Genomic DNA, 15,360 nt, shown 5'->3' with positions numbered 1-15,360 from the left:
CCGTGGCGCCGATCCCACTCAGTACCCCACGGGGCCGGCGGGCTGTGCGAAATGCAACCGCGCCGGTTCGGAATGGCCGACGATCTGCACGTCGGGCTTGACCTCTTCGTGGTAGCCCAGGCCGAATCGGACCACGTACTGCTTGTAGAGGATGACCAGGGGAGCGGCGGACACGGCGGCTTGCATCGCTGCGGCATTGCCGATCGCGGTGATCGTGTAGGGCGGGCTGTAGGTACGCCCGTTGAGCAGCAGCGTGTTGCCGACGCAGCGCGGCACCGAGGTTGCGATGATCCGCTGGTCCTGCATCTGGATCGCCTCCGCGCCGGCGCTCCACAACGCGTTGAGGACGGCCTGGATGTCCTGCTGGTGCACCACCAGGTCATCGGGGGATGCGTCGCGCGGGAAGCGGCCATTGGCGTCACGCTGTGCGTCCTCGAGGGTGACCACCAGGCCCGGGCCGTGGACCGGCTCCATCGCCGCCTCACCGGCCAGCTCGGCGGACCGCCGCAGCATCGCCGCCAGCGCGGCGTCCGAAGATCGGCCGTGCGCCGAGTCGATCTTGTTGGCCAGCGCGTCGCGCTCGGCGCTGAGGCGACTCACCGACGACTGCGCCTCACGGACCAGATCGACCAGGCGTGGCGCGTCGCTGCGGCGGATCTCGGCACCCCCGGAGACCGCGTGCGTGGCGGCCAGCAGCAAGCCGGCCAGCAGGCACACCAATGGGACACCGAAGCGCCATGGTGAGCGGCGCGCGTCACTCATCGACTCTCCATTTTCCTGGTCACCGTGCCGGGTGGGTTAGTCTCATGGTCAGGCTCTACGTGCAGCTGCCATCGTTATCGTCGCATCCCGTCCCGCTCACCGTGTTGTTCAGGTAATCCCGAGGTAATCATGCCCAAGTCCAAGGTCCGCAAGAAGAACGACTTCGCCGCCGGCGCGGTCAGCCGCACGCCGGTGAAAGTGAAGGTCGGACCGTCGAGTATTTGGTTCGTGTGTTTGTTTATCGGCCTCATGCTGATCGGGCTCGTCTGGTTGATGGTGTTTCAACTGGCCGCCGTCGGAAGCCAGGCACCGACGGCCCTGAATTGGATGGCGCAACTGGGCCCGTGGAACTACGCGATCGCGTTCGCTTTCATGATCACCGGATTGTTGCTCACGATGCGCTGGCACTAATTACAGTCCGAAACATAATGAATTCATCTTGGGGTCGACTCGTTACTGGCCCAGCAACCTTACGACCACACAATCACACGCGTGTGATTTATCCCCACTGTTGATAGCGCTTGTGGATAACGGCATAGGCCGTGGTGGGAGGGGCTAGACGGCGCATGCAGCAAACCCAATGGGAACCACGCGCGGCCGGAATCGCTGGTTGTGGGGTCGCCGGTGCCGCGATGGCTATCGCTGGTGTGACTCTCGTCACAGACCTGCCGGGGCGCATTCTGACGAGCATTGCCGCACTGGGCCTGATCTTGTTTGCGGGCGCAACGTGGCGCGCGCGCCCAAAGCTGGCAATCACCCCCGACGGTCTGGTGATGCGGGGCTGGTTCCGGACGCAGGTATTACAACCCTCCGACATCAAGATCATCCGCATCACCGAGTTCCGCCGTCATGCGCGCAAAGTGCGGTTGCTCGAGGTCGAAGCCGCCAACGGGGGACTGGTGGTCCTCTCCCGTTGGGACCTGGGGACGGACCCGTTGGAGGTGCTCGACGCGCTCACGGCCGCCGGCTACGCGGGTCGCAACCGGTCCTGACCGGGGTTCAGGAAATCGTGATCGACTCGATGACGACGGGGTCGGTGGGACGGTCGTTGCCGTCGGTGGACGTCGTCGCGATCGCGTCGACAACCTTCTGCGAATCCGGGTCGGTCACTTCGCCGAAGATCGTGTGGCGCCGGTTCAGGTGCGGGGTCTTGGCCACCGTGATGAAGAACTGCGAGCCGTTGGTGCCGGGGCCCGCATTGGCCATCGCCAGCAGGTACGGCTTGTCGAATTGCAGCTCGGGGTGGAACTCGTCGGCGAACTTGTAGCCCGGGCCGCCGCGTCCCGTACCGGTCGGATCGCCACCCTGGATCATGAAGCCACGGATCACGCGGTGAAACACCGCGCCGTCGTAGAACGGACCGGACGGGCCGCCCGACGCGTTCTGGGTCGAGTACTCCTTGGTGCCCTGCGCCAAGCCAACGAAGTTGGCGACGGTCTTGGGCGCATGGTTCCCGAACAGGGCAACCTTGATGTCCCCGCGGTTGGTGTGCAGCGTCGCGGTGGCGGTCTGAATGGGGCTGTTGGTCACGACACCAAAGTCTGCCATTACAGCCGGGCATGCCCGCACCCGGTGTCACCCGTCGGGAGTCTCCGCGCCGAAAACGCGGCGCGCGCACAATAGATCCGCGGGCGTCTTATTGGTGGCAGTCTGATGAGGCACCGGACGAGCGGCACGGAAAGGCGGCAAATGAGCGCGAAAACGGGATCCCGGCTGACCCCTCGGGAGCGACTGACCCGGGGCCTGACCTATTCGGCGGTGGGACCGGTGGACGTCACCCGAGGAGTTGTGGGGCTGGGCGTCGACTCCGCCCGGTCGTCCGCCTCGGAGCTTCGGCGCCGTTACCGGGAGGGCCGGCTGGCCCGGGAAATCGCCGCGGCCCAAGAAACCATCGCCCAAGAGCTGGCCGCCGCGCAGGAGGTGGTCGCGGGGCTGCCCCAGGCGCTGCAGGACGCGCGCCGGTCCCGGCGTCGCAGCAAGCGCCCATGGGTGATCGCCGGGGCTGTCGTCGTGGTCCTGGGTGGCGGCGCCGTCGCGTTCAGCATCGTCCGGCGCTCGGTGCGGGCGGAGCGTCCGGAGCCGTCGCCCCGGCCGCCCAGCGTCGACGTTCAACCACGCCCGTAGCCTGTGGAGCCTAGGGGAATCGAACCCCTGACACCTGCCTTGCAAAGGCAGTGCTCTACCAACTGAGCTAAGGCCCCCCGTCGTGACCGGGTGGTTGACCGGGTGTGTCAGCCGCCGCCACGTGCCAGACCTCGACTCCGCGTCGTGACCGCGCCACCGCCGCTGCTACAGCGATCAATGCCAGCGGCAATACAAGTCTCGCGCAACGTCTCGACGGGCACATGGTTGTGGGCCTAGGAGGACTCGAACCTCCGACCTCTTCGTTATCAGCGAAGCGCTCTAACCGCCTGAGCTATAGGCCCGTACGCGTGTACGGCCGAGCGACGAGATTACCGCACTCGTCGTCCCACCCCCAAAAGCGCGCGACTAATCCCGGTCCGCCAACGTCACTTCGATGCCGCCGATCAGATCGGTGGTCAGGTTGTAGACGAACGCGGCGATGGTGGCCATCGCGGTCAACAGGACGATGTTGACCAAGCCGATCAGCACGGCGCCACCGAAGATCGTGCCGCTGGAGACCAGTTCGCCGCTGCTACCGCTGGTGTTGTTCAGCAAGTCGCCGACGTTGCTGTTCAGCTTCGCCCACACGCCCATGCCCCCAAGCACGAGGTAGAGGAACGCCACCGCGATCATCCAGACGAAGAACAACGCCACCGAAAGCAACAGGGACACCTTCAACGTGCTCCACGGATCGATCCGGCGGATCTGCATGCTGGCCCGAACCGGGCCCCGGGTTCGCCGCGACACCTGAACGCGGTTCTCCCGGCCTTCTCGGCTATCGGGGGTCGCCGAACGGCCCGATCCCGACGTGCTCGACGGCTCCGAGGTGCGGTCGGGTGTGGCCTTGCGCTGCGCAGCCCGGGGAATTGGGCCGGACAGATCCGGCAACTCGCTGGCGTAGGCCTCGGCGGGTGGCCCGTCGCCGCGGGTTGGCGCGGCGTCGAAGTCGTGCGGTGGGTTCTTCGAGTGGGGGGGCGCGCCGGCCGCCGGCGCGGCGGTACCGGAGATGAAGCGGTTCAGCCGGGCATCGGCACCGGAGGGCGGGCCCGGCGGCCGCACCTCGGTGTGTGGTTCGGCCGGGCGGTGCGTTGACTGGGGCGGCCGGGCGGTACCACGCCGCCACGGCGGCGGATCGCCCTCCTGAATACGGCCGGCCTGTGTGGGCGCCGCGCGGTGTGCACCGGCACGCTCGACCGAACCATCCCCATTGAGGCCGTCGCCCGTCTTGGGGGCGCCCGGCTCGTTCGGTGAGGTCACCCCGACTCCTTACATCTCCTACCGCGGCCGCCTACGCGGGAGCAGTCGCATTACTGGTCCGGCCGAGTCTATTGCCTGACTGCCGCCCAGGCCCCTGCAGGACCGCCGCTTGGTCCGCATCGCTACCCCGGCTAGCCTTGCCCATCCGCAGCATCCTCGGCTTCTCCGATGGTTTCGTCCGCGGCTTCCTCGGCATTGCGCGCGATGGCTAACAGTGTGTCGCCCTCACCCAGGTTCATCAACCGGACGCCCTTGGTCTGCCGCCCCGCCTTGCGCACCTGGCGCGCCGCGGTCCGGATCACGCCCCCGCCGGAGGTGATCGCGTACAACTCGCTGTCCTCGTCGACGATCAAGGCGCCGACCAACTTGCCGCGACGCCGGTCGAACATGACGGTCAGCACGCCCTTGCCGCCGCGGCCCTGCACCGGATACTCCTCGATCGCGGTGCGCTTGGCATAGCCCCCGGAAGTCGCGACGAGCAGGTACGTGCCCTCACGAACCACGTTGAGCGACAACAGGTAATCGTCGGTGTTGAATCGCATGCCCTGGACGCCCGAGGTGGCCCGGCCCATCGGTCGCAGCGCCTCGTCGGTCGCCGAGAACCGAATGGACTGACCGTTGGCCGAGACCAGCAGCAGGTCCTCCTCCGATGAGCACAGCACCGCGCCGACCAATTCGTCGTTGTCGCGCAGATTGATGGCCACGATTCCGCCCGAGCGGTTGGAGTCGAAATCGGTCAGCTTGGTCTTCTTGACCAGGCCATTGCGCGTCGCCAGCACCAGATACGGGGCGTCGTCGTAGCCGCGGATCTGGATCACCTGGGCGATGCGCTCCTCGGGCTGGAAGGCCAGCAGGTTGGCCACGTGCTGACCGCGGGCGGTCCGGGAAGCCTCCGGCAGCTCGTAGGCCTTGGCCCGATACACCCGGCCCTGGGTGGTGAAGAACAGGATCCAGTCGTGCGTCGAGCAGACGAAGAAGTGGCGCACGATGTCGTCTTGCTTCAGCCCGGCGCCCTGCACGCCCTTGCCGCCGCGTTTCTGGCTGCGGTACAGATCGGTCTTGGTGCGCTTGGCGTATCCGGTTTCGGTGATGGTGACGACGACGTCCTCGCGGGCGATCAGGTCCTCGTCGTTAACGTCGCCGTCGGCGGCGACGATCCGGGTGCGACGGTCGTCGCCGTGCTTGTCGACGATCTCTTGGAGTTCGTCGTGGACGATCCCGCGCTGCCGCTCCGGTTTGGCCAGGATGTCTTCCAGGTCGGCGATTTCGGCTTCGATCTTGGCCAGGTCGTCGACGATGCGCTGGCGTTCCAAGGCCGCCAGGCGCCGCAGTTGCATGTCCAGGATGGCCTGGGACTGGATTTCGTCGATGTCGAGGAGCTCGATCAGCCCGGCGCGGGCGATGTCGACGGTTTCCGACGCCCGGATCAGCGCGATGACTTCGTCCAGCGCGTCGAGCGCCTTGACTAGGCCGCGCAGGATGTGGGCCCGTTCGTTGGCCTTGCGCAGCCGATAGGTGGTGCGCCGGACGATGACGTCGAGTTGGTGCTCGACGTAGTGGCGGATCAGCTGGTCCAGCCGCAGGGTGCGGGGCACCCCGTCGACGATGGCCAGCATGTTGGCGCCGAAACTGGTCTGCAGCTGGGTGTGCTTGTAGAGGTTGTTGAGCACCACCTTGGCCACCGCGTCGCGCTTGAGCTCGACGACGATGCGCACACCGACGCGGTCGCTGCCCTGGTCTTCGACGTTGGCGATGCCGCCGAGCTTGCCGTCGCGGACCTGCTCGGCGATCGAGGTGATGAAGTTGTCGTGGTTGACCTGATACGGCAACTCGGTGATGACCAAAGACGTTCGGCCCCTGGCCTCTTCGACCTCGACCACGCCGCGCATCCGGATCGACCCGCGGCCGGTCTTGTAGGCGTCGCCGATGCCCTGGCTACCCACGATCAATCCGGCGGTGGGGAAGTCGGGGCCCTTGACCCGTTCGCAGACGGCGGCCAGCGTGGCTTCCTCGTCGGCCTCGTGGTTTTCGAGGCACCAGAACACCGCCTCGGCGAGCTCGCGCAGGTTGTGCGGCGGGATGTTGGTCGCCATGCCAACCGCGATGCCGCCGGAGCCGTTGGCCAGCAGGTTGGGGAACCGGCTGGGCAGCACCGTCGGCTCCTGCACCCGGCCGTCGTAGTTGGGGATGAAATCGACTGTCTCCTCGTCGATTTCACGCAACATCTCCATCGCCAGCGGGGTTAGCCGCGCCTCGGTGTTGTGGCTGACGAATCCGTTGGTCAGAAACGCGTGGTCGTCGGTGTCGACGCGCAGGCTGTAGACGGGCTGCCTACCGGCCTCGGTGACGGAGGCGACTTTGGCGTAGTAGAACCGGCCGTCGGTGAGGTCGGTCGCGATGGCACGCACATCGGGGTCGGCGATGTGCGCGAGGATTTCGTCGCCGCGGGTTCGCCAGCGTTGGATGCGGTCGACGTTGTGGCGGTTGAGCCAGTCTTTGTCGATCCAACGGCTGCCGCAGTGCCTGCGGATGAACCGCGCCAGCCCCGGAACGTGATCGCTATCCCTGCCGGCGCAAGGCGGCATGGACGACAGGATGCCGACGAGCTTCTCCTGCTTGGCCCCACCGAAACCGACTTGTGTTGCAAATAGTTCGGCTTGGGCGCGGTTGGTGATGACGACCTTGTACTCGCCGACGGCGTGTCGGTACCGGCGCGTGACGATTCCGAACTCCAGTAGCATCTGCTGGACATCTTGAGCCAACCGTTCGCTACGCGTCGAGTAAGAGATCTGAATCGTGTTGCGCGGCAGCGCAGAGCACGACCCGTCACCTTCGAAGAGCGCCTGCAGGAATACGCGCTTGACGGCGGCGGGGGAGTGCCACAGCCAGTTAGGTACGGCCTTGTATGCCGACCGCTGTCCGACCATCTCCCACAGCCGACTCTGCTTCAGTGCGACCTTGTCATAGCTGCGGAGCACGTGCATCCGAGAGCCCGATGCGTTGGTCGTCTGGTAAATACTGTGTTTGCCGCCGACCACCGCGTCGTATGCACCCGCCACCATTGTGAAGTAGTCGCGGTCCAGATTGGCGAAGCCGGCACACCGCTCCGATACGAAACCTTCACTGATGAAGGCTCCCAGCAGGAGCGCTTCCATGACGTCGTGCCAGTCGGCGGGTCCGAGCTCGACCGGTGGGGTCCGCTGCAAGACGACGTCGTCGTCGGGACGGATCTCTTCGATGAGTTTCCACAGCAGCGTGGGCACGCCGCCGACGTCGACCAGGCACAGCAACGGGTGGTTCGATGTCCCGGTGACTTCGTACCCTTCGGCGGTGCGCACCGTGTAGGTCTGATGCTCGCCGGAATGGAACAAGCGATCCGCCACGACCGGGTCGCCGTGCCGGTCAAGGACCTTCAACTCGACGGCATTATCCGAATTTGGGCGGGTTGCGGGGACGACGTCGCCGATCCGCACCGACTGCCCAAATGGCAAGCGCAACAACGCATCCCCGGTACAGCAATACCGCATCGCGGCTGGCGGGTCGTTGCCCGGCGAGCCAAAGTTGCCCTGGCCATCGACGAGCGGGTACCGCAGCGACCACGGCTGCGCCATACGCACCAGGGTGTCGTAGATGGAGGCGTCGCCGTGCGGGTGGTAGTTGCCCATCGTCTCGGCGACCGACCTCGCCGACTTGGCGTGGCTGCGGTCGGGGCGGAACCCGGAGTCGTACATCGCGTACAGCACGCGGCGGTGCACCGGCTTGAGGCCGTCGCGCACCTCGGGCAGCGCGCGGCCCACGATCACGCTCATCGCGTAGTCGATGTAGCTGCGCTGCATCTCCTGCTGAATGTCTACCGGCTCGATCCGGTCGACGGGTTCGTCGCCGGGGGGCAGCGTGGTGTCGGTCATCTAATCCTCGTTTGTAATCGAACGTGAGACACGTTAGACATCCAGGAAGCGAACGTCCTTGGCGTTGCGGGTGATAAAGCTGCGGCGCGCGTCGACGTCCTCGCCCATCAGGATGGAGAACAGCTCGTCGGCCGCCGCCGCGTCGTCGAGGGTGACCTGGCGCAGCACCCGCACGGACGGGTCCATCGTGGTTTCCCAGAGCTCCTTGGCGTCCATTTCGCCCAGACCCTTGTAGCGCTGGATGCCGTCTTCCTTGTTGATCTTCTTGCCGGCCTTCAGTCCCGCCTCCAACAGGCCGTCGCGCTCACGGTCGGAGTACGCGAACTCGGGATCGCTGCGCTGCCACTTCAGCTTGTATAGCGGCGGCTGCGCCAAGAACACGTGCCCATTTTCGATCAATGGCCGCATGAACCGGAACAGCAGCGTCAACAGCAGCGTCGAAATGTGTTGCCCGTCAACGTCGGCGTCGGCCATCAGCACGATCTTGTGGTACCGGAGCTTGGTGATGTCGAACTCGTCGTGAATCCCCGTGCCCAGCGCGGTGATGATCGCCTGAACTTCGGTGTTCTTCAGCACCCGGTCGATGCGCGCCTTCTCGACGTTGATGATCTTGCCACGCAGCGGGAGGATCGCCTGGAACATCGAGTCGCGGCCGCTCTTGGCCGAGCCGCCGGCCGAGTCACCCTCCACCACATACAGTTCCGACTTTCGCGGGTCGGTGGAGCGGCAGTCTGCGAGCTTACCCGGCAGCCCACCGAGGTCGGTGGCGCTCTTGCGGCGCACCAGTTCTCGCGCCTTGCGCGCTGCGATTCGGGCCTGGGCCGACGAAACCGCCTTGTTTACAACAGTTTTGGCATCCGCCGGGTTGGCTTCGAACCAGTGCGTGAGCTGTTCGTTGCAGACCTTCTGCACGAACGACTTGACCTCGGTGTTGCCCAGCTTGGTTTTGGTCTGGCCCTCGAATTGCGGTTCGCTGACCTTGACGGAAATGACCGCTGCCAGGCCTTCCCGGATGTCGTCGCCGGTGAGGTTGGGGTCTTTGTCCTTCAGGAGTTTGCGGTCCTTGGCGTATTTGTTGACCACCGACGTCAACGCGCTGCGGAAGCCCTCTTCGTGGGTGCCGCCCTCGTGGGTGTTGATGGTGTTGGCGAAGGTGTGCACCGACTCCGAGTAGCCGGCATTCCACTGCATCGCGATTTCGACCTCGTGGCCCGGTCCCTTGCCGGAGAAATCCACGATGCTGTTGTGAATCGGGTTCTTGGTCCGATTGATGTGCTTGACGAAGTCCACCAAGCCGCCCGGGTAGTGGAACGTGCGGTGCTTAACCTTGTGTGGGCCAGTCGATTCGGCCGCTTTTTCTACGGCGGACTTGGGTGCCTCGGCGGTGTCGCTGACGACATCGTCGACGACCTCCTCTTCACTGACCCGCTCGTCGGTGAGGTTGATCGTCAAACCCTTGTTCAGGAACGCCATTTCCTGCAGTCGGCGCGCCACCGTCTCGAAGTCGTACTCGGTGGTCTCGAAGATGTCGGGATCGGCCCAGAACCTGATGGTGGTTCCCGTCGTCTTGGTGGCCTCGCCCTGTTTGAGGGTTCCCGGCTCGGCGTGATCGTAGAACTGTGACCACATGTAGCCGTCGCGGGCGACATCCACCTCGAGCCGGGTCGACAACGCGTTGACCACCGACACGCCGACACCGTGCAAACCGCCACTGACGTTGTATCCGCTGTTCTCGCCGCCGAACTTGCCGCCGGCGTGGAGTTGGGTCATCACCACGTCGACGGTCGGGATGCCGGTGGCGTGCGTCGCGACGGGGATGCCGCGCCCGTTGTCGGCGACCTCGACACCGGCATCATTGAGTAACCGCACGTCCACCCGGGTGGCGTAACCGGCCATCGCCTCGTCCACCGAGTTGTCGACGACCTCCCAGATGAGGTGGTGCAGACCGCGTTCGCCAGTGGACCCGATGTACATGCCGGGGCGTTTGCGGACGGCCTCCAGTCCCTCGAGGACGGTGATCTGTGCGGCACCGTATTCGTCGTGTGGTTTCTTCTTTTGGGCAGCCACGGTCGGGATGCTCTCCTTGGGGTTGCATGCGAACGGTCCAGTCACCGCAGCAGTCGTCTACTCCACTCTACCGTGGTCCGGGGTCAGGACCGATTTTCTGGCCGCGTTTCTACCTATCTGACCGCGCCGTGTGCTCAATATCTTCATTCCCGGCGCGTCCCGACGTTAGTCGAGCTGGTCCGTTTCGTCCTGGTGGCTCTCAGGCGCTTGTTAATCGAGGCCGGTCTGGGGATCATTCGGCCGCCGGATGCCCTACCCGTAGGTGTCCCGCGGCCCCCTGCCGGCGATATGGCGCGGCCCCTTCCGCCAGGACGGGGCGGCCGGCCCGGTGATTTTCAGCGACGTCACCACACCGTTGCCGACGGCCGCGGCGATCTTGGCCAAAAGTTGCGGTTGCATCATCCGCAGCTGCGTAGCCCACGCGGTCGATTCGGCCGTCACGCTCAACACTCCGTCATTCAAGGTGGTCGGGGCCGCATGGTCGGCTATCTGCTGGCCCACCACTGATGACCAGTGTCCCAGCACCATGCCCGCGGCCACGTGAGTCGACCAGCCTCGCTTTTTCGCCAGCTCCCGCGTCAGCCTGCCCAGCGGTTGTGGATCACGAACGTCGGGCCCCGGCCCCGACCAACTTCGCCGGTGTCCCGCGACGCGGCGTGGAACGGGCGGCACCGACCGTCCGCGACCGGCGTCCTTTCCCCGCGCGCGGGCAGCCGCGCGGGCCTCCTCGAGGGTGCGCCGCACCAGGTCGATGCCCGTCAGCCCACTCGGTTGCGCGGGGCCGTCCGACCCGTCACCGGTGCGGGTCATGCCTGCACCGCCGACACCCGCCCGGAATCGCCGTCGCGCAAATCGATCTGGACGCGCCTGGCGTCCCAGTCCGCCGGAATGTCTTCCGGCACCGCCGCGGTGACCAACACCTGCTCCGCGGACTCGGCCACCGTGGCCAAGGCACGACGACGGGTGGCGTCAAGTTCGGCGAACACGTCGTCGAGCAACAACACCGGTTCGCCGTCGTCGGCTCGCAACAATTCGTATGCCGCCAGCCGCAGGGCGACCGCGAACGACCACGATTCCCCATGGCTGGCAAAGCCTTTGGCGGGGCGATCACCGAGTCGCAACTCCAGGTCATCGCGATGGGGACCGACCAGACACATCCCACGTTCCAGCTCGGCATCACGGCGCGCCGACAGGGCCGCCAACAAGGCGGCCTCAAAAAATTCTCGGTCACCACCCTCGAAATCTCCCACGCCCTCGGCACCGAGGCTGGCCCGGTAGGCGATCAACGCCGAGCGCGAACCCGGCGCCAACAACTGATAGGACTTCTCCACCTCTGGCGCCAACTGGTTGACCAGATCGATGCGGGCGGCCATCAATTCGGCGCCGTATTGGGCCAACCGGCTATCCCACACGTCGAGGGTGTCCAGCGCACCCCGGTCGCCGCGATGCCGTGCCCCGGCAATGGATTTCAACAGCGCCGTGCGCTGCCGCAAAACCTTGTCATAATCGGCGCGCACACCGGCAATCGCGGGCCGGCGTACCGTCGCCAGATCATCGAGGTAGCGGCGACGATCCGCCGGGTCGCCTCGCACCAAGGCCAAGTCCTCGGGAGCGAACAGCACCGCGCGTAATACGCCGATCACCCCGCGCGCGCTGCGCACCGGTGAACGATTCAATCGCGCCTTGTTGGCTCGCCCCGCCGCGATCTCCAGATCGACAGCACATTCCCTGCCCTCGTTGACGACGATCGTCGAAATTACCGCACGGTCGGCGCCCGCCCGGATCAACGGCATGTCAGTCCCGACCCGATGCGAACCCAAGGTAGTCGAATACCACAGCGCCTCAATCAAATTCGTCTTCCCAAAGCCGTTGGGTCCGACGAACACCGTCCGGCCCGGCTGCAATTCGAGGTCAGCATGCGCCCAAGACCGGAAGTCACGCAGTCCCAAATGCCGGACGTACACCTAGCCGGGCAACCGAACTGGCATCAACAGGTATACGTAGTCCGTTGGCAACGCGGGAAAAGGTCCGGTGCCGACCGGCTGGCTATCGTCGCCGGACGCCGGGCGTAGCAACGCCGGCTTACCAGGAGTCGTGAAACCAAACGACACCCGCTCCGAATGCACCGACGCAAGCCCGTCGGTCAGATATGTCGGGTTGAACGCGATCGTCAACGGCTCGCCGACAAAATCAATGGGCAGGTCCTCTTCAGCTCGCCCCACATCGTCGGCGCCCGCGGACAGTCGCAGCGTGCCGTCGGCGAATTCCATCCGCACCTGTGCGCCCCGGTCGGCCACCAACGCAACCAGCTTGATGGCCTCGGTCAACTCCGCCACGTCGATGGTGGCCACCGCCGTGTGCTCGGCCGGCAACAGCTGCCGAAACTTCGGGAACTCCGCGTCCAGGAGCCGAGTGGTGCTGCGCTTGCCGTCGCCGCTAATACCGAGCAGTCCGTCTTTTCCGACCCCCGCACCCGCACCCAACGACAAACGAACATCGGACCCATCGGTGCCGGCTTTGGCGGCCTCGGCCAGCGTCTTGGCCGGCACCAGCACCGCGGCTTCGACATCGGCCGACAACGCCGACCAAGTCAGTTCGCGAACCGCCAAACGGAATCTGTCGGTGGCGGCCAAAACCACCGTATCTCCTGAGATCTCGACCCGAATCCCAGTCAACATGGGCAAGGTGTCGTCCCGGCCGGCCGCAATGGCCACCTGACTGATCGCCTCGGCGAACAGATCGGCCGGCAGCGTGCCGGTGTCTTCCGGCAATGTGGGCAGCGTCGGGTAATCCTCGACGGGCATCGTCGGCAACGAGAACCTGGCGCTTCCGCAGGTCAACGCGACCCGATTGCCATCGACGTAGAAGTCGACGGGCTTGTTGGGCAAGGCCCGGGTGATGTCGGACAACAACCTTCCCGACACCAAAACGCTTCCGGGAGAAGCTATTTCAGCGGCCACCTGTGCCTCGGCGGACACCTCGTAATCGAATCCGGAGATCGTCAGGCCGTCATCGCTGCCGGACAACAAAACTCCGGACAGCACCGGCACCGCGGGCCTGGTCGGCAGGTTCTTGGCCACCCACGACACCGCCTCGGCAAACGATTCTCGCACCAGACGAAACTTCAAGTCGGTGAGGCCAGCTTTTGTCGTCGCCGTGTCCATAGCGCCCCTTTACCTGCCAAGTGTTCGACACCAACTGGCCAACCGTCCCGCGAGCACGGGGACCCCGCGGCGAACGCCTGACGCGTAAACGCCACGACACTCACAACGACAGCCGAAGAACAACCGTAGATCTTCTGCGGCCATCTTGAAAGCTAATCGCAAGGGCCGACAAAGCCACGCTGACGACAACTCCACGTGCGCCGCCAATGTGCGTCCCCAACGCTGTACTTCAAAGAAGAACCGATGAAGGGATCTCAGTAACAGTAATAAGGGTTGTGCATTCTGGGGAGGGCCGGGCCTTGGTGCAGCTAGCCGAGTGATCGGATTGTGGATGACACCGTCAATGACTGTGAGGCATATGTTGGTCCGCTGGGGATGAAAGACGGGTGTGCACGCCGACCGTGTTGTTGCACTGGTGTTTGGGTGGTTTGTGCACAGGCCTGCGCACAAGGGTCTCGGTGTGACTGGTGTGGGGGGAGTGCGAGAAGTTTTTGGGAAAAAAGTGTGCCGGGTGCCTGGAGTCAGCGCTTGGACCGTTGGCGGATGCGCGTGGTGAGTTCTTTGACGTGGTCGAACACCTCACGTCGTTCGGCCATTTCGGACAGGATCTTTCGCTGGGCGTACATGACCGTGGTGTGGTCGCGGCCGAATGCCTGGCCGATTTTGGGTAATGACAGGTCGGTGAGTTCGCGGCACAGATACATGGCGATTTGTCGTGACTGAGCCAGCGCGCGGGTCTTGCCCGGGCCGCGCAGCTCTTCCACGGTGGTGTCGAAGTATTCGGCGGTGGCGGCCATGATCGTCGCCGCACTGATTTGCATGGTGCTGGCGTCGGAGATCAGGTCGCGAAGCACGATCTCGGCCAGGGCCTTGTCGATCGGAGTCTTGTTCAGTGACGCGAACGCGGTGACCCGGATGAGAGCTCCCTCGAGCTCACGGATGTTGCGTTCGATGCTGCTGGCGATGAGCTCGAGGACGTCGTCGGGCACCGCCAACCGTTCCATCTGTGCTTTCTTGCGCAGGATGGCGATGCGGGTCTCCAGTTCGGGGGGCTGCACATCGGTGATCAGGCCCCATTCGAACCGAGTCCTTAACCGGTCCTCGAGGGTGGCGAGCTGCTTTGGCGGTCGGTCGGAGGAGATGACGATTTGCTTGTTGGCGTTGTGCAGCGTGTTGAAGGTGTGAAAGAACTCTTCCTGGATGCCTTCTTTACCCTCGATGAACTGGATGTCATCGACCAGTAGCACGTCGACATCGCGGTAGCTGCGCTTGAAGGCGACCTTGCGGTCGTCGCGCAACGAATTGATGAAGTCGTTGGTGAACTCCTCGGTGGAGACGTACTTGACTCGCATACCGGGGAATAGGCGCTGCGCATAATTGCCGGCGGCGTGTAGCAGGTGCGTCTTACCCAGTCCGGACTCACCCCAGATGAACAGCGGGTTGTAAGCGCGGGCCGGCGCTTCGGCGATCGCCAGCGCGGCGGCATGAGCGAACCGGTTGGAGGCGCCGATGACGAACGTGTCGAAGGTGTAGCGGCGATTGAGGCTGGTTTCGCCCGCGATGGCGGGATCGGTGGTGTGTGGGCGTTCGGTGAAGTAGTTGGGCCAACTCTGCTCGGCGGCGGCCGCGGCGTCACCGTTTTCGTAGCCCTCGTCGGCGTCACTTGATGTTTCCGGGGCGGTGTCGTCGACCGGAGCCGGGCCTTCGGCTTGGGGGAAGAGACCGTCGTCGGTGTCTTCGGGGGGCGGCGCGATGCGGACCCCGAGTTGGATCTGCTGTCCGAGCCGGCGGCTGAGCGCATCGGTGATGGGGTCGCGCAGATGACGTTCGATCTCGTTTTGCACGAAACTGCTCGGCACCGACAACAGAGCAAATCCCTCGACGATCGTGAGTGGCTGAACCAGGTTCAGCCACGCTCTTTGCTGAGGGGTCAGTGGAGTGACAAGGGCGGTGCGGTTGGCGACCATGCCGTCTGGGGTGGGTTCACCGTTGAGCTCGGAGACGACCGCGTTCCACACTGTCGTGAAGCCTGAACCGGGGTCATCGGTCAACGACGTATCTCCCTGGTTCTCGAACAT

Annotated in this window: 12 protein-coding genes and 2 tRNA genes; 3 read left to right on the top strand and 11 right to left on the bottom strand. The window is 64.9% G+C overall.

Annotation, left to right across the window (positions count from 1 at the left end):
• Positions 1 to 18 precede the first annotated feature (18 nt).
• Positions 19 to 762, bottom strand: a complete 744-nt coding sequence (locus K3U93_RS00070; protein ID WP_083008636.1) for a DUF881 domain-containing protein — start codon at positions 760 to 762, stop codon at positions 19 to 21.
• A 129-nt stretch (positions 763 to 891) separates the two neighbouring features.
• Between K3U93_RS00070 and crgA the strand changes: the two genes are divergently transcribed.
• Positions 892 to 1,173: a cell division protein CrgA gene (crgA, locus tag K3U93_RS00065; RefSeq protein ID WP_071509632.1), complete on the top strand. Its 282-nt coding sequence runs from the start codon at positions 892 to 894 to the stop codon at positions 1,171 to 1,173.
• A 155-nt stretch (positions 1,174 to 1,328) separates the two neighbouring features.
• Positions 1,329 to 1,754 (top strand): PH domain-containing protein, encoded by a 426-nt coding sequence (locus tag K3U93_RS00060; RefSeq protein WP_083008633.1) that lies wholly within the window; start codon positions 1,329 to 1,331, stop codon positions 1,752 to 1,754.
• A 7-nt stretch (positions 1,755 to 1,761) separates the two neighbouring features.
• Here K3U93_RS00060 and K3U93_RS00055 read toward each other — a convergent pair whose 3' ends face one another.
• Positions 1,762 to 2,310, bottom strand: coding sequence for a peptidylprolyl isomerase (locus K3U93_RS00055; protein ID WP_071509630.1), 549 nt, complete (start codon positions 2,308 to 2,310; stop codon positions 1,762 to 1,764).
• 141 nt (positions 2,311 to 2,451) lie between these two features.
• Here K3U93_RS00055 and cwsA point away from each other — a divergent pair, with 141 nt between their 5' ends.
• Positions 2,452 to 2,886, top strand: coding sequence for a cell wall synthesis protein CwsA (gene cwsA, locus K3U93_RS00050; RefSeq protein WP_083008631.1), 435 nt, complete (start codon positions 2,452 to 2,454; stop codon positions 2,884 to 2,886).
• 4 nt (positions 2,887 to 2,890) lie between these two features.
• Here the strand turns inward: cwsA and K3U93_RS00045 are convergent.
• The 9 genes from K3U93_RS00045 to dnaA form a co-directional block, all read right to left on the bottom strand.
• Positions 2,891 to 2,963: transfer RNA gene (locus K3U93_RS00045), tRNA-Ala, on the bottom strand.
• Between the two features lie 151 nt (positions 2,964 to 3,114).
• Positions 3,115 to 3,188: transfer RNA gene (locus K3U93_RS00040), tRNA-Ile, on the bottom strand.
• A gap of 64 nt (positions 3,189 to 3,252) precedes the next feature.
• Positions 3,253 to 4,143: a DUF3566 domain-containing protein gene (locus K3U93_RS00035; RefSeq protein WP_083008628.1), complete on the bottom strand. Its 891-nt coding sequence runs from the start codon at positions 4,141 to 4,143 to the stop codon at positions 3,253 to 3,255.
• 131 nt (positions 4,144 to 4,274) lie between these two features.
• Positions 4,275 to 8,051 carry an intein-containing DNA gyrase subunit A gene (gene gyrA / locus K3U93_RS00030; protein WP_083008626.1) on the bottom strand — a complete coding sequence of 1,259 codons (3,777 nt, stop codon included), beginning with the start codon at positions 8,049 to 8,051 and terminating at the stop codon, positions 4,275 to 4,277.
• Positions 8,052 to 8,084: 33 nt separating this feature from the next.
• Positions 8,085 to 10,118 carry a DNA topoisomerase (ATP-hydrolyzing) subunit B gene (gyrB, locus tag K3U93_RS00025; protein WP_071509673.1) on the bottom strand — a complete coding sequence of 678 codons (2,034 nt, stop codon included), beginning with the start codon at positions 10,116 to 10,118 and terminating at the stop codon, positions 8,085 to 8,087.
• A 252-nt stretch (positions 10,119 to 10,370) separates the two neighbouring features.
• Positions 10,371 to 10,928: a DUF721 family protein gene (locus tag K3U93_RS00020; RefSeq protein ID WP_083008623.1), complete on the bottom strand. Its 558-nt coding sequence runs from the start codon at positions 10,926 to 10,928 to the stop codon at positions 10,371 to 10,373.
• The gene (recF, locus tag K3U93_RS00015) at positions 10,925 to 12,082 is read right to left on the bottom strand and encodes a DNA replication/repair protein RecF (RefSeq protein WP_083008620.1); all 1,158 of its coding nucleotides are present in this window, start codon (positions 12,080 to 12,082) and stop codon (positions 10,925 to 10,927) included. Before recF ends, K3U93_RS00020 begins: the two co-directional genes overlap by 4 nt.
• Complete coding sequence (gene dnaN / locus K3U93_RS00010) at positions 12,083 to 13,282, bottom strand: DNA polymerase III subunit beta (protein WP_071509624.1); 1,200 nt, start codon at positions 13,280 to 13,282, stop codon at positions 12,083 to 12,085.
• 521 nt (positions 13,283 to 13,803) lie between these two features.
• Entirely contained in the window at positions 13,804 to 15,333 is a 1,530-nt protein-coding gene (dnaA, locus tag K3U93_RS00005; protein WP_083009101.1) for a chromosomal replication initiator protein DnaA, read from the bottom strand.
• Positions 15,334 to 15,360 lie beyond the last annotated feature (27 nt).

It is taken from the genome of Mycobacterium malmoense (assembly GCF_019645855.1).
GTDB classification, from domain to species: Bacteria; Actinomycetota; Actinomycetes; order Mycobacteriales; family Mycobacteriaceae; genus Mycobacterium; species Mycobacterium malmoense.
Note: the sequence above shows the minus strand (reverse complement) of the source record. Positions and strands in the feature narration are given on the sequence as shown.

What these genes read in the sequence shown, in the direction of transcription:
- K3U93_RS00070 (WP_083008636.1), bottom strand. Translation starts at nt 762, where the DNA reads ATGAGTGACGCGCGCCGCTCACCATGGCGCTTCGGTGTCCCATTGGTG.
- crgA (WP_071509632.1), top strand. Translation starts at nt 892, where the DNA reads ATGCCCAAGTCCAAGGTCCGCAAGAAGAACGACTTCGCCGCCGGCGCG.
- K3U93_RS00060 (WP_083008633.1), top strand. Translation starts at nt 1,329, where the DNA reads ATGCAGCAAACCCAATGGGAACCACGCGCGGCCGGAATCGCTGGTTGT.
- K3U93_RS00055 (WP_071509630.1), bottom strand. Translation starts at nt 2,310, where the DNA reads ATGGCAGACTTTGGTGTCGTGACCAACAGCCCCATTCAGACCGCCACC.
- cwsA (WP_083008631.1), top strand. Translation starts at nt 2,452, where the DNA reads ATGAGCGCGAAAACGGGATCCCGGCTGACCCCTCGGGAGCGACTGACC.
- gyrA (WP_083008626.1), bottom strand. Translation starts at nt 8,051, where the DNA reads ATGACCGACACCACGCTGCCCCCCGGCGACGAACCCGTCGACCGGATC.
- K3U93_RS00020 (WP_083008623.1), bottom strand. Translation starts at nt 10,928, where the DNA reads ATGACCCGCACCGGTGACGGGTCGGACGGCCCCGCGCAACCGAGTGGG.
- dnaN (WP_071509624.1), bottom strand. Translation starts at nt 13,282, where the DNA reads ATGGACACGGCGACGACAAAAGCTGGCCTCACCGACTTGAAGTTTCGT.